This is a genomic window from Bacillus sp. UNC437CL72CviS29, from assembly GCF_000482345.1.
Classification (GTDB): domain Bacteria; phylum Bacillota; class Bacilli; order Bacillales; family Bacillaceae_G; genus Bacillus_A; species Bacillus_A arachidis.
Genome location: NZ_AXVB01000036.1, coordinates 1 through 15,776, shown reverse-complemented (window position 1 = coordinate 15,776; position 15,776 = coordinate 1). Strand labels below are relative to the sequence as shown.

Genomic DNA, 15,776 nt, shown 5'->3' with positions numbered 1-15,776 from the left:
ATCGTCGCGGGGTGGAGCAGTCCGGTAGCTCGTCGGGCTCATAACCCGAAGGTCGCAGGTTCAAATCCTGTCCCCGCAACCAAATGGTCCCGTGGTGTAGTGGTTAACATGCCTGCCTGTCACGCAGGAGATCGCCGGTTCGACCCCGGTCGGGACCGCCATTTATACAAAGAAAAGAACGAAACAAGTTGTTTCGTATTTTTTTATTTATTTTTAAGAAAACTTATAAAGACAGTCAATCTTTCCTTAGGACAACTCCTAAGGTCTTTTTTATATGTTCAAAATGAAACAAAGTGAAAAAATCTGTATAATAAAAGACAGGGAATATTGAGAGTAAGGTAGGTGAAACCTTTGAATAGATATGAAATAAAGACAACTTCTTCTGAAGAGACTCAACATTTATCAGAAAGGTTAGGACACCTTGTTAAGGAACAAGATGTGCTTATCTTAGAAGGAGATTTAGGTGCTGGAAAGACAACGTTTACAAAAGGTCTTGCAAAAGGCCTTGGTGTGAAACGAGTTGTAAATAGCCCAACATTCAACATTATTAAAGAGTATAAAGGCAGATTACCGCTATATCATATGGACGTGTATCGTTTAGCGGAAAGTGAAGAGGATTTAGGATTTGATGAGTATTTTTATGGTGAAGGCATAACAGTAGTAGAATGGGCTCATTTAATTGAATCTTTTCTGCCAAATGAGAAATTAAAAATAAGCTTGTTCCATACAGGTGATGATACAAGGGAAATTGTGTTAGAGCCAAGTGGTGAACGTTATATTAGATTATGTGAGGAGCTATTACAAGATGAAAGTACTAGCAATTGATACTTCAAATTATGTAATGGGAGTTTCTCTTATTGATGGAAATATTGTTGTCGGAGAAATCATTACGAATTTAACAAAAAATCATTCTGTACGCCTAATGCCAGCTGTAGAACAACTTCTGAAGGAATGTAGTGTAAAACCGAAAGAGTTAGGTAAAATTGTTGTAGCGGCTGGTCCTGGATCTTATACAGGAGTTCGAATTGGTGTGACTGTTGCAAAGACATTAGCTTGGTCATTGCAAATACCGATTGTCGGCGTGTCTAGTTTAGAAGTAGTGGCTGCAAATGGGTCAAATTTCGAAGGTGTTATTTGTCCATTGTTTGATGGGCGCCGCGGACAAATTTATACAGGCTTGTATACATATAAAGAAGAGCAGTTATGTTCTATAGAAGAGGATCGAATTGTTCTTATTGTTGATTGGTTACAGATGCTAAAAGATAAAGGGCAACCTGTTTTATTTATCGGTAATGATGTAGAGCAACATAAAGAAACGATTGTAGAATATTTAGGAGACCAAGCTGTATTTGCTTCTTGTACAAAGAATAACCCAAGGCCCAGTGAATTAGCATTTTTAGGATTACAAAAAGAGGAGCAAAGTGTGCATACATTTATCCCGAGCTACCTCCGTTTAGCAGAGGCAGAAACAAAATGGCTAGAAAGTCAAAAAAAATAGGGGTTATTAAAATGGATATTACATTTAGAAAGATGACGACTGATGATATTGCTCAAATTGTAGTAATTGAAGAAGCGTCATTTGCAACTCCATGGACTGCTGATGCATTTTATCGTGAACTGACGATGAATGAATATGCACATTATGTCGTGCTAGAAAAAGATGATATGGTAATTGGATACTGTGGATTGTGGATTATTATTGATGAATCACATATTACAAACATAGCCATTTTGCCAGAATATCGTGGCCAAAAACTTGGAGATGCTTTGCTAAAGGAAGTAATGGATCAGGCAAGAGAAATGGGAGCAAAAACGATGACACTCGAAGTAAGGGTTTCAAATGAAGTAGCGAAACAGTTATACCGAAAGTATGGATTTCAAAATGGTGGGATTCGTAAACGATACTATACAGACAATTATGAAGATGGTCTTGTAATGTGGGTGAATATATAATGGAAAAAAATACGATTATACTTGGTATTGAAACGAGCTGTGATGAAACAGCTGTAGCAGTTGTTAAAAATGGAACAGAAATAATGGCAAATGTTGTCGCTTCACAAATCGAAAGCCATAAGCGTTTTGGGGGAGTTGTACCGGAAATCGCATCTCGTCATCATGTAGAACAAATTACAGTTGTATTAGAAGAAGCTTTAAAAGAAGCGAACGTTACATTTGATAATATTGATGCAATTGCTGTGACAGAAGGGCCGGGTTTAGTAGGGGCACTTCTAATTGGTGTAAATGCAGCAAAGGCAATTGCCTTTGCTCATAATATTCCTCTTGTGGGTGTTCACCATATTGCTGGGCATATTTATGCGAATCGCTTAGTAAAAGAACTACAATTCCCTTTGTTATCACTTGTTGTTTCTGGGGGACATACAGAGCTTGTTTATATGAAAGAACATGGTTCGTTTGAAGTAATTGGCGAAACAAGAGATGATGCGGCAGGAGAAGCATATGATAAGGTTGCACGTACATTATCTATGCCGTATCCAGGTGGTCCTCATATTGATCGTCTTGCGCATGAAGGACGGCCAACGATTGATTTACCACGTGCATGGCTAGAGCCGGATTCGTATGATTTTAGCTTTAGTGGATTGAAATCAGCAGTTATCAACACTGTGCATAACGCAAAACAGCGTGGAGAAGAAATCGCGCCAGAGGATTTAGCGGCTAGCTTCCAAGCGAGTGTAATAGATGTACTAGTAACGAAAGCGGTACGGGCAGCAGAGGCATATGGTGTAAAACAAGTGCTTCTTGCTGGAGGGGTTGCAGCAAATAAAGGACTTCGTGCTTCTCTAGAGGAAGAGTTTGCTAAGAAAGAGGATATTGAGCTAATTATTCCACCACTATCCTTGTGCACAGATAATGCAGCGATGATTGCAGCAGCAGGTACAATTGCATATAAGCAAGGAAAACGTACATCATTGGCTTTAAATGCAAATCCAGGATTAGATATTGAAGCATAGTTATACACATAATTAACCACAAATTGTGGATAAAGCCCATATTATCTGTTGATAATGTGGGCTTTGTTGTGAATATAAAATGTGCATAACTTTTTTATGGTCTGTGTATAATGTGGAAAAGTTATTTTTATATTTATATAATAATGGTGGATATGTGTATAAAGTTGTGGATAATACTATTAAGGTCAGACCTTCGACGATAACTCTTTGTATTGAAAATAAACAAGGTAGTTGAATAATTTTCAACTACCTTGTTTTCATCATATGAATATATAGGGCTTATACGTGTAATTCTTCCCATTCCGCCATAAATTTTTCTAATTGTTCTTGTTTTGTCTGCTTTGTTGTTGTAATTTCACTAGCTCGTTCGTAGTCAGCATATACTTCGGGTAGACAAAGTTCTTCTTCTAATGTTGCAATTTCCTCTTCTAACTTTGCGATGTTTTGTTCAATGTCTTCAATTTTCCGTATACGTTGGCGCTCCAACTTCTTACGTTCTTTTTCTTCAAGATAATTTAATTTTTCTTGAGCGATATTCTTTTGGATTGGTGTATCCTCTTCTTGTTGTTCGAATTCCGCACGCTCAATCATTTCATTTTTCTTTTCAATATAGTAGTCATAGTCACCTAAATATTCTTGTGCACCATCTGTTGATAACTCAACAACTGTAGTTGTGACACGGTTAATAAAATAACGATCATGAGAAACGAATAAAAGAGTTCCTGGATAATCAATCAAGGCATTTTCTAAAATCTCTTTACTATTTAAATCAAGATGATTTGTTGGTTCATCGAGAATCAGTAGATTAGATTTTTGCATCATCAATTTTGCTAGAGCTAATCGAGCTTTTTGGCCACCACTTAAGGAAGATACAGGTTTTAATACATCGTCCCCTGTGAATAAAAAGTTACCGAGTATAGTGCGAATTTCTTTTTCTGGTTCTAACGGGTAATCGTCCCATAGTTCGTTTAAAACACGCTTAGATGATGTTAAGTTTGCCTGTTCTTGATCATAATATCCAATAGATACATTTGAACCGAAAGAAATTTCACCGCTTAACGCCTTCAATTTATTCACAATGGATTTTAATAATGTAGATTTTCCGATACCGTTTGGACCGACTAGTGCGACACTATCCCCTCGGGTCAAACGCATATTTACATGCCCAATAATCGGTTCTTCGTCATATCCAATTGAAACATCCTTTACTTGTAATACGTCGTTTCCGCTTTGCTTTTCGATATCAAAGTGGAAGGATGCAGACTTAGAGTCACTTAATGGTCTGGTTAGTAATTCCATTCGATCTAATTGTTTCTGACGACTTTGTGCACGTTTTGTTGTAGATGCACGAGCAATGTTTTTTTGGACAAAGTCTTCTAGCTTAGCAATTTCCTCTTGTTGTTTTTCGTAACGCTTCATTTCCTGTTCATATAGTGCGGCTTTTAAGTCTAAATATTTACTGTAGTTACCAACATATCGTTTGCTTTCCTTATTAGAAATTTCATATACTTGTGTGACAAGCTTGTCTAAAAAGTAGCGATCATGAGAAACGATTAAAATAGCTCCAGGGTAGCCTTGTAAATATTGTTCAAGCCATGTTAATGTATCGATATCTAAATGGTTTGTCGGTTCGTCCAAGATGAGTAAATCTGGTTTGGTTAATAGTAGTTTCCCAAGAGCAAGTCTTGTTTTTTGGCCACCACTTAACGTAGAAATCGTTGTTTGATGTGTTTCAACTGGAAAACCGAGTCCACTCAAAATGGAGCGAATATCAGCTTCATATTGATAACCGCCTTGATCTTTGTAGTCTAACTGCAATTGATCATAATCAGCGAGTAATCTTTCGTACGAAGTAGCATTTGAAAAGTTCTCTTCTTTACCCATCTCCTGTTCTAACCTTCGAAGTTTTGTCTCCATTTGCTGTAGATGTGTAAAGACAGTGAGCATTTCATCCCAAATTGTTAAGGAAGTTTCAAGACCGGTATTTTGAGCCAAATAACCAATTGAAACATCTTTTGGTTTTATCATTTCACCGCCATCATGAGATAACTCTCCAGCGATTATTTTTAACAATGTAGATTTTCCAGCACCATTTCGACCAACGAGTGCAATGCGATCTCTTGTTTGAACCTCCAATTTAATGTTTGCAAGAATTGTTTCAGCACCGTATAATTTTGAAAGCCCATTCACTTGTAATAAAATCAATGTTTTCACCTCAAATAATTTCTTAACTTTGCCATGTTTATATTTTTCAATCATACTAAAAATAGTGTATAGTTTAAAATAAAGAGAGAAGTCTTCTCTCTATTATACAAGGAAAGTCATAAGTGCTAAACTTCTGTATTTGTTTCAATCATATGAACAAAGATAGGAAGAGAGGAGAGGTTACATGGATCAGCAAAAGATTCCACAGGCCACTGCCAAACGATTGCCTCTATACTATCGATTTATCCAAAACTTATCTCTTTCCGGTAAGCAACGTGTTTCATCAGCGGAATTGAGTGAAGCTGTCAAAGTAGACTCAGCAACGATTCGAAGAGACTTTTCATATTTTGGAGCGTTAGGAAAAAAGGGGTACGGATATAATGTGAATTATTTACTATCATTTTTCCGTGAAACGCTCGATCAAGATGATATAACACGTGTAGCACTTATTGGAGTAGGTAATTTAGGGACCGCTTTCTTACATTACAATTTCACGAAAAATAATAATACAAAGATTGAAATGGCTTTTGATGTCAATGAAGAGAAAGTTGGAAAAGAAATCGGAGGAATTCCTGTATATCATTTAGATGAATTAGAAGAGCATCTAACAAGTGATATACAAGTGGCAATATTAACAGTACCTGCTACCGTTGCACAAGCTGTAGCAGATCGATTGGCCGAAACAAATATACACGGAATTTTAAATTTTACACCAGCACGATTAAATGTTTCAGAAAATATAAGAATTCATCATATTGATTTAGCTGTAGAATTACAAACACTAGTTTATTTTTTGAAAAATTATCCACAATAAAACGCAGAGGGAATCCCTCTGCGTTTTATTGTGGCTTTTTCTTTGTAAATTTGACTAAGATAAGTCGAAGCGCTAAATTAAAGTCGATTGTTGCCATAGCAGCAAACAGCAGTGTCCCAAAGTTCCAGATTGTATCTGTAACGTTCGTAATTGCGAAACGTATAAAGACGCACCCAAGAAGGAAATACAGTGCTGCCATGAACAATGGTGAATTTCTCATATTTAAAATCCTCCGATAAATCCTTGCATTTTTTCTGCTTCTTTAATCATTTCCTGTATTTGTTCGTTACTTATCATAACTTGAGCTAATGCAACCATCGTATTCATTGCAACATGTGCCATAATAGGAACGATAATGCGTTTTGTTTTTACATATAAAAAGGCGAATACAAGCCCCATAGCAGTGTATACCAATAGATGTGTAAAATCAAAGTGAATTGCTGCGAATACAAGTGAGCTAATAATAGCAGCGATAAAGAAGTTGAATCTCTTATACAATGTACCAAATAAAATTTTTCTAAAGACAATTTCCTCTAAAATGGGCCCCATTATCGATATAACAATAAGGAACCAAGGAGTAGTTCTTGCAATTTCCATTAAGCGAGCTGTGTTTTCAGAACCAGGTTTAATGCCTAATAAACGCATTTCGATTGTGCCTGCAATTGTTTGAGAAAAGAAAGCTAAAAAGAAACCAATAAAAACCCAACCAATTGTGGCAGGAACACTGGAACGTGTTGTGTCGAAACGGCTTTCGCGAATATCTGTTCGCAATAGCCAAAGGACAACACATAGCGCAATGAAAAAGCTAATAATTGCCCAATGACCAGTCATGATTTGTATTTTTTCATCTCGTGTTAAACCGCTATTATTATAAAATCCGGTTTTTGCAAGAAGCGGTAATCCGATGATACCTGATAATTGCATCAGAATATATGTAACTATAATCCACCAATATTGTTTTTTCAAATTGGTTAACCATCCTTTCTAACTCTAGTTTATGAGATAAGGCAGGATAACATGTAAGTATCCAGCCATGGATACATAATAACGGTCTCTATTATTATTTTTTTGTAAATCTTTCATCGAAAGTGAAATAGGAGACAGGAAAAAGCTGTACCTATAGAGAAAATAACTTATGGCATCTTTCATATTGTAACATACGGTAAGTGGAAAAGCTGATTCATATACAAAAGGCTTTTTGAGAATTATTTCTGTTATTGTTGCATAGAAAAAGTTTATATCACAATTTGCGAAAAAATTATGATTTTTTTACTTGCAAAAGAAAATTAGATTATTTATTATTATAAGTGTGTTAGCACTCGGGGAACTTGAGTGCTAATAAAGAAAATTTACATAGACAAATGAGGAGGTAATTGTTCATGCTAAAGCCATTAGGTGATCGCGTTGTAATTGAGCTTGTTCAAGCGGAAGAAAAAACAGCAAGTGGTATTGTATTACCAGACACTGCAAAAGAAAAACCACAAGAGGGTAAAGTTATTGCAGTAGGTACTGGTCGAGTGCTTGAAAATGGTGAGCGTGTTGCTTTAGAGGTAGCAGCAGGTGATCTTATCATCTTCTCAAAATATGCAGGTACTGAAGTGAAATATGAAGGTACAGACTACTTGATTTTACGTGAAAGTGACATTTTAGCAGTTATCGGTTAATTATATACATTTTAAAAATCCAAGGGGGTCAAATATTATGGCAAAAGATATTAAATTTAGTGAAGAAGCACGTCGTTCGATGCTTCGCGGTGTCGACACTCTTGCAAACGCAGTAAAAGTAACGCTTGGACCAAAAGGTCGTAACGTAGTACTTGAGAAAAAATTCGGTTCACCACTTATTACAAATGATGGTGTAACAATCGCAAAAGAAATCGAATTAGAAGATGCATTCGAAAACATGGGTGCAAAATTAGTAGCAGAAGTTGCTAGCAAAACAAACGATGTAGCTGGTGACGGAACAACAACTGCAACTGTATTAGCACAAGCTATGATTCGTGAAGGTTTAAAAAACGTAACAGCTGGTGCAAACCCAATGGGTCTTCGTAAAGGTATCGAAAAAGCTGTTGTTGCAGCAGTAGAAGAATTAAAAATGATTTCTAAACCAATCGAAGGTAAATCTTCTATCGCGCAAGTAGCTGCTATTTCTGCTGCTGACGAAGAAGTAGGTAAATTAATTGCTGAAGCAATGGAACGCGTTGGTAACGACGGCGTTATTACATTAGAAGAATCTAAAGGATTCACAACAGAATTAGATGTAGTAGAAGGTATGCAATTTGATCGTGGATATGCATCTCCTTACATGATTACTGATTCTGACAAAATGGAAGCAGTACTTGATAACCCATACATCTTAATCACTGACAAAAAGATTTCTAACATTCAAGAAATCTTACCAGTATTAGAGCAAGTGGTACAACAAGGTAAACCACTTCTTATCATTGCTGAAGATGTAGAAGGCGAAGCATTAGCTACATTAGTAGTGAACAAACTACGTGGTACATTCAATGTAGTAGCTGTTAAAGCTCCTGGATTTGGTGACCGTCGTAAAGCAATGCTAGAAGATATTGCGATTTTAACTGGTGGTGAAGTAATCACTGAAGAGTTAGGACGCGACTTAAAATCTGCTACAGTTGCATCTTTAGGACGCGCTGGCAAAGTGGTTGTAACGAAAGAAAATACAACTGTAGTTGAAGGTATAGGTAACACTGAACAAATCGAAGCTCGCATCGGTCAAATCCGTGCACAATTAGAAGAAACTACTTCTGAATTCGATCGTGAAAAATTACAAGAGCGCCTTGCTAAGCTTGCAGGTGGCGTAGCAGTAATTAAAGTAGGTGCAGCAACTGAAACTGAGTTAAAAGAGCGTAAACTTCGTATTGAAGATGCACTTAACTCAACTCGTGCAGCAGTAGAAGAAGGTATTGTTGCAGGTGGTGGTACTTCACTTATGAACGTATACACGAAAGTAGCTGCTATTTCAGCTGAAGGTGACGAAGCAACAGGTATCAACATTGTACTCCGTGCATTAGAAGAGCCAGTTCGTCAAATCGCAATCAACGCTGGTCTAGAAGGATCTGTTGTTGTAGAACGTTTAAAAGGCGAAAAAGTAGGCGTTGGTTTCAACGCAGCAACTGGCGAATGGGTAAACATGCTTGAGTCTGGTATCGTAGACCCAGCAAAAGTAACTCGTTCTGCACTTCAAAACGCAGCATCTGTTGCAGCAATGTTCTTAACAACTGAAGCAGTAGTTGCTGACAAGCCAGAACCAAATGCACCAGCAATGCCTGACATGGGCGGCATGGGCATGGGCGGTATGGGCGGCATGATGTAATTTCATCCGCTGGCAGAAAATCCATCTCTATTTAGAGGTGGATTTTTTGTTGTACACAGAAGAAAAATGATAGTAATAAAAACTTTATCGCAATGAGAAAATAATTTCTGTAGAATTTTGTCGCTTTCTCTCTTGACCGTATTGATACTTCATTGTTAGAATCTAGGAAGATAATATAAAACGAATCCTTCATATATCCTCAATGATATGGTTTGAGAGTCTCTACCGGGTTACCGTAAACAACCTGACTATGAAGGCAGTGTGTCTTATATTTATAAAGAGCGGAAGACTATCTTTATAAAGCCAGACCTCTGCCTTTTCTTTGTTATGAGACTGAGGGCGGAGGACTGGCTTTTTTTATTATATTGGTAATGCTTTTTGCCAAATTGGTAAAAATATTTATATACAGAACTAACGTTGGGGTGATTATTTTGAAAAAACAGCACGATACGATTATCGTTTTAGATTTTGGGAGTCAGTACAATCAGTTAATTGCACGTCGAATTCGTGAGTTCGGTGTATACAGTGAACTTCATCCACATACAATTACTGCAGAAGAAATTAAAGCAATGAATCCAAAAGGGATTATTTTCTCTGGTGGACCGAACAGTGTATATGGTGAAAATGCATTCCACTGTGATGAAAAAATCTTTGAACTAGGCTTACCGATCTTTGGTATTTGCTACGGTATGCAGCTTATGACAAAACACTTTGGTGGAAAAGTAGAGCGTGCAAACCATCGTGAGTACGGAAAAGCAGTTCTTAAAGTAGAGAATGAATCAAAATTATATACGAATCTTCCGGAAGAGCAAGTTGTATGGATGAGTCATGGTGACTTAGTAACTGGCTTACCAGAAGGATTCGTAGTAGACGCAACAAGTGAGTCTTGTCCAATTGCTGGTATGAGCAATGAAGAGCAAAACTTATACGGTGTACAATTCCATCCAGAAGTACGTCACTCTGAGCACGGTAATGATTTAATTAAAAACTTCGTATTCGGCGCGTGTGGTTGCTCTGAAGGTTGGAACATGGAGAACTTTATCGAAGTGGAATTAGAGAAAATCCGTGAAACTGTTGGCGATAAAAAAGTACTATGCGCACTTAGTGGCGGTGTAGATTCTTCTGTTGTAGCAGTATTAATTCATAAAGCGATCGGTGATCAATTAACATGTATTTTCGTTGACCACGGTTTACTTCGTAAAGGTGAAGCGGAAGGCGTTATGAAAACATTTAGCGAAGGCTTCCATATGAACGTTATTAAAGTGGATGCGAAAGAACGCTTTATGAGCAAGCTAAAAGGTGTAGAAGATCCAGAACAAAAACGTAAAATCATTGGTAACGAGTTTATCTATGTATTTGATGATGAAGCATCAAAGCTACAAGGAATGGACTTCTTAGCACAAGGTACACTGTACACTGACATCGTTGAAAGTGGTACAGCAACTGCACAAACAATTAAGTCTCATCATAATGTTGGTGGACTTCCAGAAGACATGCAGTTCAAATTAATTGAGCCTTTAAACACTTTATTTAAAGATGAAGTACGTGTATTAGGATCAGAACTAGGAATTCCTGATGAAATCGTATGGCGTCAACCGTTCCCAGGTCCAGGACTTGGTATCCGTGTATTAGGTGAAATTACAGAAGAGAAATTAGAAATTGTTCGTGAATCTGATGCGATTTTACGTGAAGAAATTATAAAAGCAGGCTTAGACCGTGAAATTTGGCAATACTTCACTGCACTTCCAGGTATGCGTAGTGTAGGTGTTATGGGTGACGAACGTACTTACGATTACACGGTAGGTATCCGTGCAGTAACATCTATCGATGGTATGACAGCGGACTGGGCACGTATCCCTTGGGATGTATTAGAGAAAATTTCTGTACGTATCGTAAACGAAGTAAAACACGTTAACCGTATCGTGTATGATGTAACGAGTAAGCCACCAGCAACAATCGAGTGGGAATAATATAAAATCCGTTTTTCTGAAAAGGATCCATCTATAACTTATGTAGATGGGTCTTTTTTTGTGATTTAACACGAACAAAAATGTAAGTTTGTTAAAAAACGTTCGTTTTTAAATTGACATATGCCTGTATGTGAGTTAATATGATTATGTAATTAATACAAAAAATGAATATTACAGCCGTCGTATAATATCGGGGATATGGCCCGAAAGTTTCTACCTAGCTACCGTAAATGGCTTGACTACGAGGCGTTTTAATAAAGGTAAGGGGAATCCTGCCTTTGTTTACAGAACGCTTCCATGTATACGCAATGGAAGCCTTTTTTATTTTCATAGATAAAAGAGGGCTAGGGAGGATTACGACGAGTAATCATATAACGGAGGAAACGTAGAATGAAACGTTATTTTCAGTTCGATGAGCTCGGTACGAATTACAAAACAGAGTTCATTGCAGGGTTAACGACATTTTTATCTATGGCTTATGTACTTTTTGTCAATCCTGCTACACTATCACTGGGAAACATTAAAGGATTACCAGCAGGAACAGGAATGGATCCAGGAGCGGTCTTTGTTGCTACTGCGTTAGCAGCGGCGATTGGGTCACTGATTATGGGGATTTTTGCAAAGTATCCAATTGCTTTAGCACCAGGAATGGGAATCAATGCATTCTTTGCTTACACAGCGGTGTTAACGATGGGGATTCCATGGCAAACAGCGATTGCCGGAACGTTAATGTCAGGTATTATCTTTATTATTCTTACTGCTTCGGGTCTTCGTGAAAAAATTATTAATGCGATTCCGTCGGAGTTGAAATTCGCGGTAGCAGCAGGTATTGGCTTGTTTATTGCTTTTCTTGGTTTTCAAAATGCTGGAATTATAGTGAAGAATGATGCTGTTCTTGTTGGATTGGGGGATTTAACAAAAGGCACAACATTGCTTTCTATTTTCGGTGTAGTGATTACAATTATCTTCATGATTAAAAAAATCAATGGTGCAGTTTTCTATGGGATGATTCTTACAGCAATATTAGGTGTAGCTACAGGATTGATTGATACACCAAAAGCTGTTATTGGTGCGATTCCAAGTTTAGAACCAACATTTGGTGTAGCGCTAAATCACTTCGGCGATATCTTCACTGTTCAAATGGCAATTGTTATTATAACGTTCTTCTTCATTGATTTCTTTGATACAGCGGGTACACTTGTAGCAGTTGCGAATCAAGCGGGATTAATGAAGGATAACAAATTACCACGTGCGGGAAAAGCGTTATTTGCAGATGCGATTGCGACCGTTATTGGTGCAATTCTTGGTACATCTACGACAACGTCTTACATTGAATCGTCTGCAGGGGTAGCAGCAGGAGGGCGTTCAGGATTTACAGCAGTTGTAACAGCGGGATTTTTCTTGCTAGCACTATTCTTTTCACCATTACTAAGTGTCGTAACAGCGGCTGTAACGGCACCGGCTTTAATTATTGTAGGGATTTTGATGGTTTCATCTTTAGGGGAAATTGATTGGAAGAAATTTGAGATTGCAGTACCGGCATTCTTTACGATTATTTCCATGCCACTTACGTATAGTATTGCAACGGGAATTGCAATTGGATTCATTTTCTATCCAATTACAATGGTTGTAAGTGGGCGCCGTAAAGAAGTTCATCCAATCATGCATGTAATGGGAGTATTGTTTGTACTATATTTCATCTACGTTCGTAAATAAAGGGGTTTTAAAAGGTCTAGACTAAGGGGAGTCTAGACCTTTTTTGCATCTTCAGAAAATCTTAAGGATTTCGTTCCGTTTTTCTTCAGAAGTTTTCTTATAATAAGGAATAGAGAGTTTAAAAGTTTTGGGGGGCGATATTGTGGGGCAAGAAACAATACTTGTTGTAGATGATGAAAAAGAAATTAGGGATTTAATTACAATTTACTTAAAAAATGAAGGATATAAAGTATTGCAAGCTGGGGATGGAACAGAAGGATTAGATATATTAGAGAAGAATGAAGTGCATTTAGTTGTGTTAGATATTATGATGCCAAAAATTGATGGGATTCATATGTGTATGAAAGTAAGAGAAGCGAAAGAGATGCCGATTATTATGTTGTCTGCGAAAACGCAAGATATGGATAAAATTTTAGGGTTAACAACAGGGGCGGATGATTATGTAACAAAACCTTTTAATCCGCTAGAATTGATAGCGAGAATTAAATCGCAGCTTCGCCGATATATGAAAATGAATGGATTTATTGTTCAAAATGAAAGCGAGATTGAACTTGGAGATATGAAGATAAATGTAGCAACACATGAAGTGAAAGTTATGGATGAAGAGGTGAAATTAACACCACGAGAGTTTTCTATCTTAGAGTTACTAGCGCGTAATTCAGGTATAGTCTTTAGTGCAGAGCAAATTTATGAAAATGTTTGGAATGAAAGATCCTTTCAATCTGATAATACGGTAATGGTACATATTCGAAAAATCCGTGAGAAGATCGAAGAGAATCCAAGAAAACCGCGTTATATTAAAACGGTGTGGGGAGTGGGGTATAAGATTGAAAAAGATATTTAAGCCGTTTACCTATGTATATAAGAAAATAAGAGGATTGATTGAAAGGATAGTAAAGAGTGTTCGGCGGAGCATACGAATCCAGCTTATTACTACTTTTACTGCTTGTGCGTTATTAGGAGTTTTGTCATCAAAAGCAGCAACCCCATTTTTTGAGAATGCGAATCGAGAAGCAACAATTGATTATAGGGTCGGGATGGAGCAAATTAATCGCGAAGCTCAAAATACAGCAGAAATGATGATGACTGACAATAAGATGGATGCTGTGCAAGATATGATAGAGGCTGAGAATCAACAAATAGAAGCGGGAAGAAAAGCTTTAAAAGTACTAATTACGGATGAGAACGGGAAGGTATTATATAAAACGAAGCAGGCGCAAGAGGAACAAATTAATTTGCATAATACAATTCGTAATGCTGCATCATTTGCTATTAACAACTCAAATTATAACTTTGAAAGTGCGAGAAAAGAATTTATAGCTTTTTCACCAATCACAATTGAAGATAAGAATTTATATATGTTTGTAAGTGGGATTCCTGAAGGAGAGGTGGTATATGAAACACAAGAAGGGCCGTTTCCATTTTTTATTGGTGTACTTGTATTTATTTTCTCTTTCTTCTACATAACAAAGAGAAAGATGAAGCAAATTGAAGCGATGGCACAAGGAGTAAAAGAAATAGAAAAGGGGAATTTGGCTTACCGTATTGAGAAAAAGGGAGAAGATGAGATTGCTGCATTGACAGAGAATATTAATAATATGGCAGAGGAACTCATGATTAATATTGAAAAAGAGCGTAAATTAGAAAAACAAAAAAACGAACTCATTACAAATGTATCGCATGATTTACGGACACCACTTACTTCTATTATGGGGTATTTACGATTGCTTCGTGATTCTAAATATGAAAGTAAAGAACAACATGACGAATATATGAGAATCGCTTTTGCGAAATCAGAGCAGTTGAAGAATTTAATAGAAGATTTATTCGAGTATACAAAACTAACGAATGAAAATATTGTATTAGAAAAACAGGAAGTGTGTATGAATGAACTCCTTGATCAATTAATAGAAGAATTGGTCCCGCAGGCAGAAGAACATGGTCTTGTATTTATTAAAAAGTTTCCTGAAGAACGTGCATATGCTGCAGTTGATTCAGAGAAGATCGTTCGTGTGTTTGAAAATTTATTAATGAATGCTATTAAATATAGTAAGGATAATGGGGAGATTAAAGTTTCTCTTGAAAGACAACGCCGTACTATTCAAATCTCTGTTGCAAATTATAGCGAAGAGTTTACGAGAGAAGAATTAGGGAACTTATTTGAACGCTTTTATAAGAAAGATCAATCTAGAAGTAGAGTAACAGAAGGATCAGGTCTTGGACTTGCGATTGCAAAAAGTATTGTAGAACTTCAGGACGGAGAAATTCGAGCTGAATACGGAGATGGAGTGATTCAGTTTATTGTTTCATTACCAATTATAGAAGGAAAGTAAAAAAGATGGTTTTATGGAAAGAAGGCTTACTTAATAGAAAGTAAGTCTTTTTTATATTTTTTTAAAAAAACATATTGACGGTTATATAAATGAAGTGTAATATTATACGAGTCGCCGATAGCAACAACGCAAAACGCGACAAACGAAATGAAAAACTTAGTTGACATTGAAATGAAGAAATGTTAACATAAGGGAGTCGCAAATGAGCGACAAACGAGTTCTTTGAAAACTGAACGAAACAAACAACGTGAAACGTCAATTTTTATTTTAGATGCTAGACAAACTAACTTTATTGGAGAGTTTGATCCTGGCTCAGGATGAACGCTGGCGGCGTGCCTAATACATGCAAGTCGAGCGAATGGATTAAGAGCTTGCTCTTATGAAGTTAGCGGCGGACGGGTGAGTAACACGTGGGTAACCTGCCCATAAGACT

At 37.0% G+C, this 15,776-nt stretch carries 14 protein-coding genes, 2 tRNA genes, 1 rRNA gene and 2 riboswitches; of the genes, 14 read left to right on the top strand and 3 right to left on the bottom strand.

Annotated elements, in window-relative coordinates; genetic code table 11:
- Positions 1-5: 5 nt before the first annotated feature.
- From M014_RS0120490 to tsaD, 6 genes are all read left to right on the top strand, one after another.
- Positions 6-82: transfer RNA gene (locus M014_RS0120490), tRNA-Met, on the top strand.
- 3 nt (positions 83-85) lie between these two features.
- Positions 86-161: transfer RNA gene (locus M014_RS0120485), tRNA-Asp, on the top strand.
- Between the two features lie 190 nt (positions 162-351).
- Positions 352-825, top strand: a complete 474-nt coding sequence (tsaE, locus tag M014_RS0120480; protein ID WP_026593360.1) for a tRNA (adenosine(37)-N6)-threonylcarbamoyltransferase complex ATPase subunit type 1 TsaE — start codon at positions 352-354, stop codon at positions 823-825.
- A complete protein-coding gene (tsaB, locus tag M014_RS0120475) occupies positions 806-1,498 on the top strand; it encodes a tRNA (adenosine(37)-N6)-threonylcarbamoyltransferase complex dimerization subunit type 1 TsaB (protein WP_026593359.1) in 693 nt (230 codons plus the stop codon). Before tsaE ends, tsaB begins: the two co-directional genes overlap by 20 nt.
- An 11-nt stretch (positions 1,499-1,509) precedes the next feature.
- Entirely contained in the window at positions 1,510-1,953 is a 444-nt protein-coding gene (rimI, locus tag M014_RS0120470) for a ribosomal protein S18-alanine N-acetyltransferase (RefSeq protein ID WP_026593358.1), read from the top strand.
- Positions 1,953-2,969 carry a tRNA (adenosine(37)-N6)-threonylcarbamoyltransferase complex transferase subunit TsaD gene (tsaD, locus tag M014_RS0120465; protein WP_026593357.1) on the top strand — a complete coding sequence of 339 codons (1,017 nt, stop codon included), beginning with the start codon at positions 1,953-1,955 and terminating at the stop codon, positions 2,967-2,969. Before rimI ends, tsaD begins: the two co-directional genes overlap by 1 nt.
- 279 nt (positions 2,970-3,248) lie before the next feature.
- Here the strand turns inward: tsaD and M014_RS0120460 are convergent, their stop codons facing one another.
- Positions 3,249-5,174 (bottom strand): ABC-F family ATP-binding cassette domain-containing protein, encoded by a 1,926-nt coding sequence (locus M014_RS0120460; RefSeq protein ID WP_217994260.1) that lies wholly within the window; start codon positions 5,172-5,174, stop codon positions 3,249-3,251.
- A 184-nt stretch (positions 5,175-5,358) separates the two neighbouring features.
- On the opposite strand from M014_RS0120460, the gene M014_RS0120455 reads away from it, so the two are divergent.
- On the top strand, positions 5,359-5,988 hold the full coding sequence (locus M014_RS0120455) for a redox-sensing transcriptional repressor Rex (RefSeq protein WP_026593355.1): 630 nt from the start codon (positions 5,359-5,361) through the stop codon (positions 5,986-5,988).
- Positions 5,989-6,013: 25 nt separating this feature from the next.
- Here the strand turns inward: M014_RS0120455 and M014_RS0120450 are convergent, their stop codons facing one another.
- Positions 6,014-6,208, bottom strand: coding sequence for a YdiK family protein (locus M014_RS0120450; protein WP_026593354.1), 195 nt, complete (start codon positions 6,206-6,208; stop codon positions 6,014-6,016).
- Positions 6,209-6,210: 2 nt separating this feature from the next.
- Complete coding sequence (locus tag M014_RS0120445; protein WP_026593353.1) at positions 6,211-6,954, bottom strand: CPBP family intramembrane glutamic endopeptidase; 744 nt, start codon at positions 6,952-6,954, stop codon at positions 6,211-6,213.
- Between the two features lie 413 nt (positions 6,955-7,367).
- Here M014_RS0120445 and groES point away from each other — a divergent pair, with 413 nt between their 5' ends.
- The 7 genes from groES to M014_RS0120410 form a co-directional block, all read left to right on the top strand.
- The gene (gene groES / locus M014_RS0120440; protein WP_000917306.1) at positions 7,368-7,652 is read left to right on the top strand and encodes a co-chaperone GroES; all 285 of its coding nucleotides are present in this window, start codon (positions 7,368-7,370) and stop codon (positions 7,650-7,652) included.
- A 37-nt stretch (positions 7,653-7,689) separates the two neighbouring features.
- Complete coding sequence (groL, locus tag M014_RS0120435) at positions 7,690-9,324, top strand: chaperonin GroEL (protein ID WP_026593352.1); 1,635 nt, start codon at positions 7,690-7,692, stop codon at positions 9,322-9,324.
- A gap of 169 nt (positions 9,325-9,493) precedes the next feature.
- Positions 9,494-9,595, top strand: a riboswitch (purine riboswitch).
- A 160-nt stretch (positions 9,596-9,755) separates the two neighbouring features.
- Positions 9,756-11,294, top strand: a complete 1,539-nt coding sequence (guaA, locus tag M014_RS0120430; RefSeq protein ID WP_155924357.1) for a glutamine-hydrolyzing GMP synthase — start codon at positions 9,756-9,758, stop codon at positions 11,292-11,294.
- Positions 11,295-11,453: 159 nt separating this feature from the next.
- Positions 11,454-11,556: riboswitch (purine riboswitch) on the top strand.
- Positions 11,557-11,684: 128 nt separating this feature from the next.
- Positions 11,685-13,010 carry an NCS2 family permease gene (locus M014_RS0120425; RefSeq protein ID WP_026593350.1) on the top strand — a complete coding sequence of 442 codons (1,326 nt, stop codon included), beginning with the start codon at positions 11,685-11,687 and terminating at the stop codon, positions 13,008-13,010.
- Positions 13,011-13,152: 142 nt separating this feature from the next.
- A complete protein-coding gene (locus M014_RS0120420; RefSeq protein WP_026593349.1) occupies positions 13,153-13,854 on the top strand; it encodes a response regulator transcription factor in 702 nt (233 codons plus the stop codon).
- Positions 13,838-15,343, top strand: a complete 1,506-nt coding sequence (locus M014_RS0120415; RefSeq protein ID WP_026593348.1) for a sensor histidine kinase — start codon at positions 13,838-13,840, stop codon at positions 15,341-15,343. Before M014_RS0120420 ends, M014_RS0120415 begins: the two co-directional genes overlap by 17 nt.
- Positions 15,344-15,632: 289 nt before the next feature.
- Positions 15,633-15,776 (top strand): 16S ribosomal RNA (locus M014_RS0120410); the annotation flags it as partial.